Genomic DNA, 14,206 nt, shown 5'->3' with positions numbered 1-14,206 from the left:
AAAGCGACCACACTCAGCGACCGCTCGGGGAGACCTTCACGACGAGCGGCTTGGCCGGGTCGCGGGGCTCGCTGAGGACCGTGATCCGGGTGTTGGTGTCGGGCACGATCACGCTGTTGCCCGGGTTGGACTCGTCCCAGTACTCGCCCCTGCGGTCGTCGAACGAGCGCACGCCGTCCTGGCTCGGCAGGGTGGTGGTCACACCGTCCTGGTGGACCGTCAGCTCGGCGCTGTCGGAACGGCCGAACGTGGCGTCCCTCGCCTGGAAGCGGTTGCGCATCAGGGTGCCGTCCGACCAGGTCTCGGCGGTCGGCCTGGCGTCGACCGGCAGGATCAGGCCCTCACCCGGGTGCTGGCTGGTGTTGTTGTTGGTCTGCGAGGTGTCCCACAGCCACACCAACATGCCGTTCTCGTAGGAGTAGTGCTCCACCCAGTCCGGACGGTCGGTGAGCCAGCCGAAGTTGTACGGGCCGGTCTCCAGGGTGTCGTCGTAACCGACGTACTGACGGCTCTCCACGATGTAGTACTGCGGGTAGTCGTCGGTGATCGAGGCGCCGACCACCGAGAAGCCGTCGGCCTCCCAGTCGCCCTCGCCCTCCTCGGCGTTGTCGCTGAAGACGACCTCGCCGTCGGCGGTCACGGTGATCTCGTCGGCGGTGAAGCCGATCTCCGCCAGCGCGCCGTCCGTCTGGTAACGGAACCGCAGGTCCACGCTGCCGCCGGCGTACTCGTCCAGCGGGAACGCCAGGGCGCGGTGGCCGTCCGAGACGCCGGTGATCACCGGGCGGTCGGCGCTGTCCCTGGGCAGCGGCTCACCGTCGACGGTGCCGTCCAGCGGGGTCCACGCGGAACCGTCGACGGACGCCTCGACGTAGAGGTTGTCGTAGCCCTCCTCGATGGTCCACCAACCGGTCAGGTCCAGCGAGGCCGTTGTCGCGCCGGTGAGGTCGACCGTGCGGGTCAGCGTGTTGTTCAGGTCGTCGCCCGAACCGCTCCACCACTGCGCCTCGCCCTCGGCGGGCTCGGCGATCTCGTGGGTGACGGTCTTCTCCGGCAGCTCCACGATGACGGACTGGGTGCTGCCGCGCTGCGGGTAGACCTCGCTCGACGGGCCGAGCCGGTGGACCGAGTTGGTCGCGGCGCGCGCCACCTCGTAGTCCAGCCAGCCCAGTTGCAGCTTCTCCCAGGAGCCCATGTCGTTGGGCAGGGTGCCGATCGCGCCCTCGCCCCGGCTCAGCCAGGAGCCGGAGGACATCGCCGACCAGAACGCGGTGCCGTTCTCGCCGCCCGCGGTGTCGTAGAGGTCGGGCAGACCCAGGTCGTGGGCGAACTCGTGGGCGAAGACGCCGACTCCGCCGTTCTCCGGCTGGATGGTGTAGTCGCCGACCCACAGGCCGGTGTCGGCGATCTGGGTGCCGCCGGCCGGGTTGTTCTCGGGGCCGGTGTGACCGGCCTGGTCGCCGTAGGCGTACCAGCGGTGCGCCCAGATGGCGTCCTCGCCCTGCGCGCCGCCGCCGGCGGACTCGTCCTCGCCGGCGTGCACGATCTGGAAGTGGTCGAGGTAGCCGTCCGGCTCGTTGAAGTCGCCGTCGCCGTCGTAGTCGTAACGGTCCTGGACGTCGTACTGGGCGAGGGTCTCGGCGATCTCCTCGGGGCTCACGCCGGCCGCGATCTGGTCGTCGTACCAGGCGTTGACGCCGTCGGTGATGACGTTCCAGACCTCCTCGCAGACGTTGTCGCCGCAGGAGTTGGTGCCGTACCTGGCCTCGTTGTAGTCGACGCGGACCCAGTCGGTGACCAGACCGTCGACCGTGTACTGGCCGGAGGACTGCTGCTCGAAGTACTGCTTGACGGACGGTACCTCGGGGTCCTCCGAGTAGTAGACGTCCTCGTAGTACTGCCGGTCGAAGTCCTCCTGCCAGATGGTGGAGTTGTCGTTCTCCCGGTCAGGCTCCGCTATCTCGTTGACCCGCGGGCCCGGCGTGCCGCCGTAGTCGGGGTGGATCTCGTCGCCGAACTCCACCAGCACGGTGAAGATCTTGTCGGTGCCGGTGGTCGCGACCTCGACGAACTCGCCGTCGCTCAGCTCCACCACCTCGGAGCCGGCCAGCGTCCTGGCGTCCGCCTCCCCCGCGATCAGCTGCTCGTACGCCTGCTGCCGCTGCGCCTCGCGCTTCTCGGCGAGCGGGTTCTCCAACTCCGGTTCGGCGGCGCTGAACCGCTGGTCCTGGGTGCCGACGGTGTCGTCGGCGGGCGGCGTCTGCGCCTGGGCGGCGCCGGCGGGCACCAACGACGCGGCTCCGAGCGCGGCGACCGCCGTCACCACGGCGGCGGTCGTGGATCTCGTGGATCTCTTTCCTAGCTTCACCTGTTCGCCAGTCCTCCCCTGCGCACGCAGTGTTGTCGCAGTGTTCTCAAGGGGTTCTAACCCGACGCATTTGACATGAGTAAGACAGAAAAAGACAGACCTTGATTCGAACTCTTCCGCCAACTAACGTTTTTGGGCCGCACTTCGGCGAAGCCCTCGCGGCAAGGTCTTCCACCGGGGTCTTCCCACGGGGTCTTCCACCGGTGCCGGGCCTCCCGTGCCGCCGCGCCGCGACGGGACGCCGCCGCGCCCGCGTTGCTCCCGGCCCGATGAACCGGTGCGCCCCCCGTGCTTCCGTCCCCCGGCCGGTCGGGTGCTTGACCGACTCGCCCGGCGGGCATCCGGGCTCGTAGAGTCGTTCGAGAGAGGGCACCCCCTTCCTCCCTCGACGGCTACAGCACCCCCTTCCGAGGACGGAACCCGCCATGCCGCATCCGACCCCCGTGCAGATCGCCTACGGTTCGGTCACCGTCGTCTCCCTCACCCTGCTGCTGCTCGTCGCCGTGCCGAACGCCTCAGGGCCCGCCGCGTTCCTGATCGCCGGGGGCGCGCTCGCCGCCGGGACGGCCGTGGCGCTGCTCGTCGGGACGCGCGGGAGGGCCGCGCTCGCGCCGTCGGGACCGGCCCCCGCCACCGCGAGTGAGCCGGACTCCTCCGCCGGCCCCCCCTCGGCGGGCGTCCGCGCCGAGTCCGCGCGCCGGCCGGCCGAGGCGCGCGACCACGCGCGCGTCTGAGCGCCGGCGCGCACCGCACGCCGGGTGGCGCGTTCAGGCCGTGGAGACCACCACGGTCCGCGCCGCCTTGTCGTGCAGACACTGGCGGTAGGGCTGGTCCCAGGTGCAGAAGAGCACGTTGACCAGCCAGAAGATGAAGCCCACGCAGGGCAGCAGCTGCGGCAGCGAGTAGACCCCGGCCCTCAGCCAGCCGGCCTGGCCGCGGGGCAGCGAACCGTCGGCGAGCATCGCCACCCGGATCCTCATCGCCATCTTGCCCAGCGTCTGGCCCCTGGTGGTGAGCATCAGCGCCTCGTAGACGAAGTACACCAGCAGCACCACGGCCTGACGCCCGTAGGAGCCGCCGCTGCCGCCGCCGTCGTCGAAGTCGTAGGAGCCGGCGAAGGGCCAGAGGAGGAGGGTGACGGGGATGCCGACGACCAGGGTGTCGATGACGCGGGCCACCAGCCGGCGCCACCGCGCGGCCAGCGGCGGCATCCCGGCCAGCGGATCGGCCGCGCCGCTGGGCCCGCCGTACGGGCTGCTCCCGTAACGGTCACCGCCGCCCGGCACCCCGGTGGTGTCACCGGAGGCGGGCGGCGGGGGTGCGGGCGGCAGCCCGGACTCGTTCGAGGTGGCCGGATCGAAGGGGCGGGGGCGTCCCGGCTCGCCGCCGGGGCCTGGCTGGGGCTGCTCGCTGCTCATGCCAGCGAGTCCACCCCGGCCCCGGCACCGCCGCATCCGGGAGGCGGCGTACGGGCGTAACGACCGGGCGTCCGGGCTACCGCTGTGCGCCGACCGGGTCACCCGGTGGGCGGCCCTTGCCGGCGACGAAGGTCTTCGCCGCCTTGTCGTGCCAGCCCTGGCGCCAGGGGCGGTCGCGTACCGCGAGGATCATGTTGACGATGCCGACCAGCACCACCGCCAGCAGGTTGTACACCAGCCAGCGGACGATCGACTTGCCGAACGACGGCGGCTCCTGCTGCTCCATGTCCAGCACCTTCAGCCCGAGCATCGCCTTGCCGAGGGTGGTGCCCCACAGCGCGACGGGCAGCACCTCGAAGAGCAGGCCGACGCCGAGGAAGACGCCGAGCACCATGGCGAGATAGCCGCCGGTGGTGCCGTCGATCAGCCAGACGGTCTCGTTGACGCCGGCGTGCTCGATGGAGTCGATCCGGTCGTTGATGTGGTCCCTGGCGTCGCCGAGCAGCGGCACGGCGAGGGCGGCGGCGCCGCCCAGCGGCAGGATCGCGTCGATGATCCGCGCGAAGAGCCGCTTGCCGGGGGCGGCCGGGTACTTCTGCTCCGGCTCGGTGAACTTCGCCATCATCGTCAGCGGCGCGCCCTCGTGGGACTGGAGGTACGCCGACTGCCCCTGCGGCTGGCCCTGCGCGGGCGGGTAGCCGTAGCCGCCACCGGGCTGGCCCGGCTGCTGCGGCGGGTAGCCGTAACCGCCGGGCGGCTGACCGCCGGCCGGGGGCGGGAAGCCGTAGCCGCCGCCCGGCTGGCCGGGGGCGCCGCCGGGGGGTCCCGGCTGACCGCCGGGCTGGGGAAAACCGTAGCCGGCGGGGGGCTGCTGGCCGGGGGCGCCGCCGGCCGGCGGCGGGAAGATCTGGCCGGGGCCGGGGACGCCGCCCTGCGGCTGGCCCTGCTGGCCGGGCTGCCCCTGGTGCGGGGGGCCGGCGGGCGGCTGGGCCCCCTGCTGGGGCGGCGGCTGCGGGGCGGCGGCCGGCGGGTCGGCGGCGGGCGCCGCGTTGGCCGCGCCGGGCAGGCCGAGCCCCGGCGGGCCGGACTCCGGGCCGCCCGAGGCGGGCTGCTGCTGCTGGGCGGGGGGCTGCTGCGCGGGCGCGGCCGGGGCCTGGCTCGGGGGCGGGGACGCCGGCTGCGGCGTCCCCGGCAGGCCGAGCCCGGGCGGGCCACCGGCGGGCGGCGGCTGCGCCGACGCCGACCGCTGCGGCGGCAGGTCGGCCGAACGCAGCCCGAAGGTCTGCTCGTTGGGGCCCTCCGGCTCCGCCTTCGGCCGGCCGGCCGGCTGCGCGGCGGGCGGCGGCTCCGAGCCCTCGGACGGGGTGCGCAGGAACTGCCCCCTGGGGTCGACCCGCCCGGGCGCGGCCACCGGCGAGGTGCTGACGTCCTCGTCGGGGCGCGGCCCCACGTGCTGGTCGCGGCTGGCGGCGATCTCGGCGCGGTTCTCACGGACGGGCAACGCGGCCCTGTCGTCGGCCTCGTCCCTGGCCGCGGGCACTGGCGCGGCGCCCGCCGGCGGCGCCGAGGCGGCGCCCGAGGTGGGCGGCGTCGGCAGGGGCTCGCCTTCCCGGGGCTCGGGCCGGCTGCTGCCGGCGACCCAGGTCTGGCCGTCCCAGTACCGGATGTACCCCGGAATGGACGGGTCCGGATACCAGTTGGGCCCCGGGCCGCCGCTGGCGTTTCCTGCGGGTGGGAGGCTCATAGGCGGGCCGAATCTCCTCGTCCGTGCACTCGTCCGTGCGTCCTGCTGCTGAGTCGCTGAGGGATACGATGCTACGTCGCCGGGTGAGCGGCGGTATCCCCCCTCAGTCTGTCGTACCACGGACCTTAACCAACAGCCGTGGCCCCCGGAGACCCGAGGCACCCCAAGGGCCGGCAAAGCGCCCGACTCCGCCCGCCCCGGGGCCCGTTCGGCGGGCGGTCGCCACGCGCCCGGGGCTCGTTCCGGGGACGGCTGGTGGAGAAATTCCGAGAAGTTCCACCGAACCCGCGTAAGAGTCGGCGCCCGACCCGCTCTCCTCCCACGCGGCAACGAGGCCGCGCGGCGCTCTCGGTGGCCCGAGGCATCGGAAAAGAGATTCGAACCCTGGAACCTGGGGGGTCCTGACATGCAGACCATCATCGAACGCGAGCTGGACGTCCGGCTGGTCCTCGCCGGCGAGCGCAGCATCCCCGTCCCCGCCCGGCTCACCTACCGCTCGGACGACCCGTTCGCGGTGCACGTCACGTTCCACATCGGCTCCGACTCCCCCGTCCACTGGACCTTCGCCAGGGAACTGCTGGTGGAGGGCATCTTCCGGCCGGCCGGCCAGGGCGACGTGCGGGTGTGGCCCGAAAGCCCCGAGGACGACGAGCGGTTGACGACCACCATCTGCCTGTCGCTGCGCTCCCCCGACGGCGACGCGCTGCTGCGGATCCCCGGGCACTCGCTCGCGGCCTGGCTGGAGCGGACGTTGCGCGTCGTGCCGCCGGGCGGCGAGGCGCGGGGGCACGACCTGGACGGGGAGTTGGCGGCCCTGCTGACGGCGCCGTTCGCCGGGTGCGGCGAGTGCGGGGCGCCGTTCGGCGACGGCGGGGCCGGGCCGGCCGCCGGTGTCGAGGGCGCGGCGCGGCACGCCCAGCCCGAGGAGCGGCACGAGCGGGCGGCGGACGAGCTAGCACAGGGGCCGCTGCGGGCGCCGGGACTGCCCGACCTGTCCCGGCTCACCGACCTCACCGACCTGGTCGGGCTCTTCGGCCTCGGCCGGCCCGGGGACGGTGTCCCCCTCGCCGACCCCGGCGTCGACCTCCCCGACCGGGGCGAGGGTCCCGACGTCGCCGGGGACGACGGCACCGGGGAGGCCGCCGGCTGAGCCGGCCGCCGCGTGCCGCACCAGCGGGATCAGCCGCAGCGGCACCGGGTTGGACAGGGCGATCACGGTGGACGAGCGGACGATGCCGGGGAAGCAGACGACCTCGTCGATCACCCGCTGGAGGTCCTCGTTCGAACGGGCGACCAGCCGGCACAGCAGGTCGCCCTGGCCGGTGATGGTGTGGAGTTCGAGCACCTCGGGGACCCGGCGCAGATGGACGCGGAGCTGCTCGCCGACGCCCTGGGTGATCTCCAGGGTGACGAAGGCGGTGACGGGGAAGCCGATGGCGGCCGGGTCGACCTCGGGGCCGAAGCCCCGGATCACGCCCCGCGTGCGCAGCTTCTCCAGCCGCGCCTGCGCGGTGCCGCGCGCCACCCCGAGCCGCCGGCTCGCCTCCAGCACCCCGATGCGCGGCTCGCGCGCCAGCAGCTCGATCAGCCGGGCGTCCAACGTGTCGATGGCCACTCGCGCCCCCCGCGTCTCTTCCGTCTCTTCCGCCCCGGCGACCTCGCCGCCCCGGAACCCCTGAGCACCCTGCACTGAACGACCGGTGTCACCCGGCCGGCGCTGTACAGGATGCCCAGCGAAAGCGCCAACTATTGCACAGTCTGTCGGGGTGCCGCACGCTGCGAACATGACTGCGCAGAGAGATGAACACACCCGGGACGACCCGTTCCCCGTGCGGGGCATGGACGCGGTGGTCTTCGCGGTGGGCAACGCCAAGCAGGCCGCGCACTACTACTCCACGGCGTTCGGGATGACCCTGGTCGCCTACCGGGGCCCCGAGCACGGCAGCCCCGAATTCGCCTCCTACGTCCTGGAGTCGGGCGGCGCCCGGTTCGTCTTCACCTCGGTGGTCAGGCCGACGAGCGAGGCCGGCCACCGGCTCGCGCGGCACGTGGCCGACCACGGGGACGGCGTGGTCGACCTCGCGATCGAGGTGCCGGACGCCAGGGCCGCGTTCGCACACGCGACCGCCCAGGGCGCCTCGCCCCTCCAAGAGCCGGAGGAGCTGTCGGACGAGAACGGGACGGTGGTCGTCGCCGCCGTCGCCACCTATGGCGAGACCCGCCACACGCTGGTGGAACGCCGCGACTACAAGGGCCCCTACCTGCCCGGATACGTCGCGACCTCCCCGCTGGTCGCCCGCCCCGAGCGACGCTTCTTCCAGGCCGTCGACCACTGCGTGGGCAACGTCGAACTCGGCCGGATGAACGAGTGGGTCGCGTTCTACCAGCGGGTCATGGGCTTCACCAACATGAAGGAGTTCGTCGGCGACGACATCGCCACCGAGTACTCGGCGCTGATGTCCAAGGTGGTGGCCGACGGCACCCGCAAGGTCAAGTTCCCCATCAACGAGCCGGCGCCCGGCCGCAAGAAGTCGCAGATCGACGAGTATCTGGAGTTCTACGGCGGCCCCGGCGTCCAGCACATCGCGCTCGCCACCAACGACATCATCGCCACCGTCTCCGCGATGCGCGAGGCCGGCGTGGAGTTCCTGGGCGTTCCGGACTCGTACTACGACGAGCTGGGCTCCTGGGTGGGCGAGACCCGCGTGCCGGTGGAGACGCTGCGGGAGCACCGGGTGCTGGCCGACCGGGACGAGGACGGCTACCTGTTGCAGATCTTCACCAAGCCGGTACAGGACCGGCCGACGGTCTTCTTCGAGTTGATCGAACGGCACGGTTCGATGGGATTCGGAAAAGGGAACTTCAAAGCCCTCTTCGAGGCGATCGAGCGTGAACAGGCGCGACGGGGGAATCTGTAATCTCACCACCCCCCACAACCGCCCCCGCGACCTGCACTCGCGGGGGCGGTTTCCTGTGCCGGGTGCCTTTCGGCGCGTTCAGCAGGAGGGGACCGCGTCGCCGTCGCCGGCCAGCGCCCGCAGGCTCGCGACCGCGTCCTCCAACGTGTCGACGGGGACCAGCCGCAGTCCGTCCGGCGCGTTGCCCTCGGCCGCCTCGCACTCGTCGCGCGGCACCAGGAAGACCGTCGCGCCGTCGTCCCTGGCCGCGTGCGTCTTCAACGGCACCCCGCCGACGGCGCCGACCGTGCCGTCCGCGTCGATGGTGCCGGTGCCCGCGACGACCTGCCCGCCGGTGAGGTCGCCGCCCGAGCCGTCGCCGTCCAGCAGCGCGACGACCCCGAGCGAGAACAGCAGCCCGGCGCTGGGGCCGCCCACGTCGGAGAGGTTGAGCTCCACCTCGACGTCGTCCCGTCCCAGATACCCGAGGGCCGCCGCGACCGCGTCGTCCTGGGAGGAGCGCATCTGCTCCTCGTTGTGCTCCCTGATCTCCTCCGTGGAGTCGCCCACCGGGTAGACGGACTCCCTCGGCAGCACCGCGCGGTCGTCGGCGAGATAGCCGCTGACCACGTCGCTCAGCCGGACGGTCGCCTCCGGCGAGGTGGCGTTGATCGTCGTCATCCGCAACTCGCCCTCGGCGGAACGGGTCTCGGCGCCCTCGACGCTGATCACCGGTTCCCCCTCGTGCTCGCCCAGCACGTCGGCCGTCATGCCGGGCTCGGTCACCGCGAACGGCAGCGGCGCGAACGCCGCGACCCCGAGCAGCGCGGCGAACGCCACACCGCAGCCGGCGAGCACCCGCCGCCTGCGGCGCTCGGACGACGGGGAGTCGGCTGAGTCGGAGGTGGCCTTCGATGCGGCCGGCGCTGCGGGCATGGCAGCGAATCTAACGCAGCGCCGCCCCCGCACCCACCGGCAGCCCTCCCTCGCCCGTTCAGCGCAGCGCCTCCGCGACCTCCCTGGCCGCCCGCACCACCCGGGGCCCCACCTCGGGGGGCACCGTGTCGCTCAGCATCACCACGCCGACGCTGCCCTCGATCCCGCACGCCGCCGGCAGCGGCGCCGCCGCCCCGCTGGCGCCGGCCTCCAGCTCGCCGTGGGTCGCGACGAACCCGTCCTCGTTGTCGATGTCCTTGCAGCGGCGGGTGAGTATCGCCCGCCCGGCCGCGCCGCGCTCCAGCGGATGCCGGAATCCCGTGCGATAGGCGACGTGGTAGTCCGTCCAGCTGGGTTCGACGACCGCTATGGCCAACGCGTCCGTCCCGTCCACCACCGTCAGGTGGGCGGTCGCGCCCAACTCCTCCGCCAGCGCGCGCAACGCGGGCAGCGCCGCGTCCCGCACCAGCGGATGCACCTGCCGGCCGAGTCCCAGCACCCCGATTCCGACCCTGGCCCGGCCACCGGCGTCGCGGCGCACCAGGGAGTGCTGCTCCAGGGTGGCTATCAGCCGGTAGACGACCGTGCGGTTGACGCCGAGCCGCCGCGACAACTCCGTCACGGTCAGCCCGCGGTCGGTCTCGGCCAGCAGTTTGAGGACTCGCAGTCCTCGGTCGAGCGTCTGAGAGGTCTCCGTGGTCACGACGCCCCCTTCTCAGGTGGGCCCGCCATCGCGAGCCCGCGTGCCCGGCCCGGCCTTCAGCACGAACCGGCTGCACGTCCCGGGGGCGGCTCTGCCGTCCGGGGTATCCGCGTGCCCGGAAATGTATCCAGCGTCACCGCTCAGCGGAAGTCCCTGTCCAGAATCCGAGCAAGCCGCTGCCACTCGGGCCCGCGGTCGACAACCCACCTGGCCACTGCGGACCGTAGTCGTCTGCGCCCCGCCACCCATGCACCGCGCAGTTCCCCGCGCCCCCAAACCGCCCACCGACGTGAAAGGGGCGCGGGTGCAAGAACCCCGAAGGCCAAGCGGCAGCGCGTCAGCGCATCCGCGTAGCCCACTCCCGCACCTTGCGCATCCGCTGCTCCAACTGCCCCGGCGTCGCCTCCGCCGTCGGCGGGCCGCCACACACCCGGCGCAGCTCCGTGTGGATCACCCCGTGCGGCTTGCCCGACTGGTGGGAGTACGCCCCCACCAGCGAGTTCAGCTCGCGCCTCAGTTCCATCAGCTCCTTGTGGGAGACCACGGGACGCCGTTCGGCCGGCAGCTCCACCAGGTCCGCCTCCGCGTCCGGCTTCTTGCGGCTGTGCGCGATCTGCCGGGCCTGCCGCTTCTGGAGCAGCATCTGCACCTGGTCCGGTTCGAGCAGCCCGGGAATGCCGAGGTAGTCCTGCTCCTCCTCGCTGCCCGGATGCGCCTGCATCCCGAACTCCGCGCCGTCGTACATCACCCGGTCGAAGACCGCGTCCGACTCCAGCGCCTCGAACGGCAGTTGCTCCTCGGCGCCCGGCTCGTCCCGCTCCCGTTCCGCCTCCGCCAGCAGCGCGGCCTCCTCGGCGTACGGGTCTTCCTCCTCCTTGCCCTTGGGCTTGTCGAGGACGTGGTCGCGCTCCAGCTCCAGCTCGTGCGCGAAGCCCAGCAGCGAGGGAATCGTCGGCAGGAAGACCGACGCGGTCTCGCCCCGCCGGCGGGACCGCACGAAGCGGCCCACGGCCTGCGCGAAGAACAGGGGCGTCGAGATCGTCGTCGCGTAGACCCCGACGGCCAGCCGGGGCACGTCCACGCCCTCCGAGACCATGCGCACCGCGACCAGCCACCGGTCGTCCGAGAGCCGGAACTCCTCGATCCGGCCGGAGGCCCCCGCGTCGTCGGAGAGCACCAGCGTCGCCTTCTCGCCGGTGATCTCGCGCAGCAGCTTCGCGTAGGCGCGGGCCGAGTCCTGGTCGCTGGCGATCACCAGCCCGCCCGCGTCGTGGATGGAACGCCGCACCTCGTTCAACCGCCGGTCGGCGGCGCGCAGCACGGCCGGCATCCACTCGCCCCTCGGGTCGAGCGCGGTGCGCCACGCCTGCGAGATCGCGTCCTTCGTCATCGGCTCCCCGAGCCGCGCCGCCACCTCGTCGCCCGCCTTGGTCCGCCAGCGCATGTTGCCGCTGTAGGAGAGGAAGATCACCGGCCGCACCACGCCGTCGGCGAGCGCGTTGCCGTAGCCGTAGGTGTAGTCGGCGACGGAACGCCGCACCCCGTCCCTGCCCTCGGCGTAGCCGACGAACGGGATCGGGTTGGTGTCCGAACGGAACGGCGTCCCGGTCAACGCCAGCCGGCGCGTGGCCGGTTCGAACGCCTCCAGGCACGCCTCGCCCCAGGACCGGGAGTCGCCGGCGTGGTGGATCTCGTCGAGGATCACCAGCGTCTTGCGCTGCTCGCAGCGGTTGCGGTGGAGCATCGGGCGGACCCCGACGCCGGCGTAGGTGACGGCGACCCCCTGGTAGGCGCGGCCGACGGGCCCCGCGCTGTACTCCGGGTCGATGCGGATGCCTATCCGCGCGGCGGCCTCCGCCCACTGGGTCTTCAGGTGTTCGGTCGGCGCGACGACGGTGACCTGCTGCACCACGTGGTGGTGGAGAAGCCAGGAGGCGAGCGTCAGCGCGAAGGTCGTCTTGCCGGCGCCCGGGGTCGCGACGGCGAGGAAGTCCTGTGGCTGGGCCCGCAGATACTCGTCCATCGCACCCTGCTGCCAGGCACGGAGCTTGCTGGCCGTGCCCCAGGGCGCGCGCCCCGGGAAGGCCGGTGACAGGTGCGAGGAGTGGGCCGGCGATGCGGAAGAGGCGGTGGTACTCACGGTCTCCGAAACGGTCTCTACGACACGGACGATCGACAACCGCGCCAGCCTAACCGCTCCGGCACCCCCCGCGCGGGGCGCCTCCGGCGGGAGCGCGAGCAACCACACACCGGGCCGAGGACGACCACCCACCCAGACCGGCAAGCTCCGTAGTCGACCAACCCCCGCCACCCAGCATCCGCGCAGTTCCCCGCGCCCCCAAACAGGCCACCACCTACCGAACGTGAACCCGCACCCGAACGACCACGCCCACCGACAGCGAAGGGGCGCGGGGAACTGCGCGAGCAACCACACGCCGAGCCGAGGACGACCACCCACCCAGACCGGCAAGCTCCGTAGTCGACCGCGCCGCCCCGCCACGAAGGCAGCGACGAGACAGCGGTCGACTCAGGTCGCGCCGCGAAGGCCGGCCCCGGCCGGCTCCCGTTCCCGCAGCCGGCCGCCGACCACGATGCTCAGCAGGGCCATCGTGAAGGCCGCCGCGTAGACGGCGGCGAACGCGCCGGGGCCGACCGCCGTGTCCACCGCGGACGAGGACTCCGACGCGTGCCCCGCCGCGGCCGTCGCGTCGCCGCCGAGGGCGGCGAAGAGGGACCCGACGGCGGTGAGCATCACCACGTTGGAGAGGCTGTCGCAGAGTTGGAGGGAGGCCACGTTGCCGCCCGCCTCCTTCGGCGTGGAGAAGCGCAGCACCAGCACCCCCACCGTGGAGATCACCAGCCCCATCCCGAACGCCCCGACCGCCAGCGTCACCATCGGAAGCCAGACCGGCGCCGCGTCAAGCAGCACCAGCGGCGTGGTGCCCACGCCCACCGTGACCGCGACCGTACCGCCGCGCACCAGCGCGAAGCGGTGCGGCTCGGCCCACGCCCGGGACTGGGTCCAGGAGCCGACCGCCCAGGTCGCGCCGGAGGCGGCCAGCGAGAGGCCGGCCTGCGTGTAGGAGAGGTCCCGCTGGGTCACCAACAGCAGCGGCAGAAAGGTCTGCGTCGCCAGGTAGGCCGCCGACATCACCCCGCGCAGCGCGATCACCGACGGCAGCCCGCGCCGGAGGCGGAACGTTCCGGCGGGCAGCAGCCGCGCCGCCGAGGGCGCCAGCAACGCCAGCCCCACCGCCACCGGCAGCAGCGAGACCCACCGCAGCTCCTGCCCGCCGTACTGGAGCAGCCCGGCGCCCACCGCGACCGCGACCGCCAGTTGGAGCCGTCGCCGGTCCAGCGTCCGGCTCGCGCCCTCCGGCGGGCCGGAGGCCGCCCGCCGCAGCGCCGGAACCAGCGCCGCCAGCGGCAGCACCACCAGCACCGTGATGCCGAGGAACACCCAACGCCAGCCCAGCTGTTCCGTGATGGTCCCGGCGATCACCGGGCCCACCATCGAGGGCACCACCCAGGAGGCGGAGAACGCCGCCAGCGCCGCCGGCCGCAGCCGTTCGGGGAACGCCAGCCGGACCGTGACGTACAGCGCCACGATCACCAGCCCGCCGCCCGCGCCCTGGAGCGCCCGGCCCGCGACGAAGACCCACATCGACTGGGCGACCCCGGACAGCAGCAGCCCCAGCGCGAAGGTGCCTATCCCGGCCAGCACCGGGGAGAGCGGCCCCGAGCGGTCGCACCACTGCCCGGAGACCGACATGCCCAGCAGGCTGGTGGTGAAGAACGCCGAGAAGGCGAACGCGTAGAGCGAGACCCCGTCCAGCGCGTCGGCCGCCGCCGGCATCGCCGTGCCGACGGCCATCGCCTCGAACGCGATCAGCAGCACCGTCGCCACACAGCCCAGCGTCAGCGCCCGGTAGGGGGCGGACAGCACCCCGCCCGCCGGTTCGGCGGGCGGGTCGGCGGGGCCGAGGTCCGGGGCGGGGGCGGCGGGGCCACCGGGCCCGCCCCGTTCCGACGTCGTTACCTCTCCTGGGGGCTCTTCGGGGTCGGCACCGCGCGCGGCGGTCTCGGTGGGCTTCATGGGTCCAAGGTAAGGACCGAACCGCCCGGCTGCCTATGTACTTT

Annotated in this window: 9 protein-coding genes and 2 pseudogenes; 3 read left to right on the top strand and 8 right to left on the bottom strand. The window is 73.1% G+C overall.

Annotation, left to right across the window (positions count from 1 at the left end; all coding sequences use genetic code 11):
- Window positions 1-13 precede the first annotated feature (13 nt).
- Complete coding sequence (locus CRP51_RS23345) at window positions 14-2,368, bottom strand: immune inhibitor A domain-containing protein (protein WP_097233287.1); 2,355 nt, start codon at window positions 2,366-2,368, stop codon at window positions 14-16.
- Between the two features lie 425 nt (window positions 2,369-2,793).
- Here CRP51_RS23345 and CRP51_RS23340 point away from each other — a divergent pair, with 425 nt between their 5' ends.
- Window positions 2,794-3,102, top strand: a complete 309-nt coding sequence (locus tag CRP51_RS23340) for a hypothetical protein (protein ID WP_097233286.1) — start codon at window positions 2,794-2,796, stop codon at window positions 3,100-3,102.
- Between the two features lie 33 nt (window positions 3,103-3,135).
- On the opposite strand, the gene CRP51_RS23335 is transcribed toward CRP51_RS23340, so the two are convergent.
- Both CRP51_RS23335 and CRP51_RS23330 read right to left on the bottom strand, forming a co-directional pair.
- On the bottom strand, window positions 3,136-3,786 hold the full coding sequence (locus CRP51_RS23335; protein ID WP_097233285.1) for an RDD family protein: 651 nt from the start codon (window positions 3,784-3,786) through the stop codon (window positions 3,136-3,138).
- Between the two features lie 76 nt (window positions 3,787-3,862).
- Window positions 3,863-5,530: an RDD family protein gene (locus CRP51_RS23330; RefSeq protein ID WP_097233284.1), complete on the bottom strand. Its 1,668-nt coding sequence runs from the start codon at window positions 5,528-5,530 to the stop codon at window positions 3,863-3,865.
- A 406-nt stretch (window positions 5,531-5,936) separates the two neighbouring features.
- Between CRP51_RS23330 and CRP51_RS29745 the strand changes: the two are divergent.
- A pseudogene (locus CRP51_RS29745) lies at window positions 5,937-6,350 on the top strand (SsgA family sporulation/cell division regulator); the annotation flags it as partial.
- 327 nt (window positions 6,351-6,677) lie between these two features.
- Here the strand turns inward: CRP51_RS29745 and CRP51_RS29740 are convergent.
- Window positions 6,678-7,145 (bottom strand): annotated as a pseudogene (locus CRP51_RS29740) (Lrp/AsnC family transcriptional regulator); the annotation flags it as partial.
- 169 nt (window positions 7,146-7,314) lie between these two features.
- Between CRP51_RS29740 and hppD the strand changes: the two are divergent.
- Complete coding sequence (gene hppD / locus CRP51_RS23315) at window positions 7,315-8,448, top strand: 4-hydroxyphenylpyruvate dioxygenase (protein ID WP_097233283.1); 1,134 nt, start codon at window positions 7,315-7,317, stop codon at window positions 8,446-8,448.
- Between the two features lie 78 nt (window positions 8,449-8,526).
- Here the strand turns inward: hppD and CRP51_RS23310 are convergent, their stop codons facing one another.
- The 4 genes from CRP51_RS23310 to CRP51_RS23295 all read right to left on the bottom strand — a co-directional run bounded on the left by CRP51_RS23310 (window position 8,527) and on the right by CRP51_RS23295 (window position 14,162).
- Window positions 8,527-9,363, bottom strand: coding sequence for a hypothetical protein (locus tag CRP51_RS23310; protein ID WP_245880758.1), 837 nt, complete (start codon window positions 9,361-9,363; stop codon window positions 8,527-8,529).
- Between the two features lie 58 nt (window positions 9,364-9,421).
- The gene (locus CRP51_RS23305) at window positions 9,422-10,066 is read right to left on the bottom strand and encodes an IclR family transcriptional regulator (protein ID WP_097233281.1); all 645 of its coding nucleotides are present in this window, start codon (window positions 10,064-10,066) and stop codon (window positions 9,422-9,424) included.
- A 337-nt stretch (window positions 10,067-10,403) separates the two neighbouring features.
- Window positions 10,404-12,206 carry a DEAD/DEAH box helicase gene (locus CRP51_RS23300; protein WP_097233331.1) on the bottom strand — a complete coding sequence of 601 codons (1,803 nt, stop codon included), beginning with the start codon at window positions 12,204-12,206 and terminating at the stop codon, window positions 10,404-10,406.
- Window positions 12,207-12,593: 387 nt separating this feature from the next.
- Window positions 12,594-14,162 carry an MFS transporter gene (locus CRP51_RS23295; protein WP_097233280.1) on the bottom strand — a complete coding sequence of 523 codons (1,569 nt, stop codon included), beginning with the start codon at window positions 14,160-14,162 and terminating at the stop codon, window positions 12,594-12,596.
- Window positions 14,163-14,206: the final 44 nt, after the last annotated feature.

Source organism: Streptomyces zhaozhouensis (assembly GCF_900230195.1).
Taxonomy (GTDB): Bacteria; Actinomycetota; Actinomycetes; order Streptomycetales; family Streptomycetaceae; genus Streptomyces; species Streptomyces zhaozhouensis.
The sequence above is the reverse complement of the archived record's forward strand: the minus strand, read 5'-3'. Positions and strand labels throughout refer to the sequence as shown.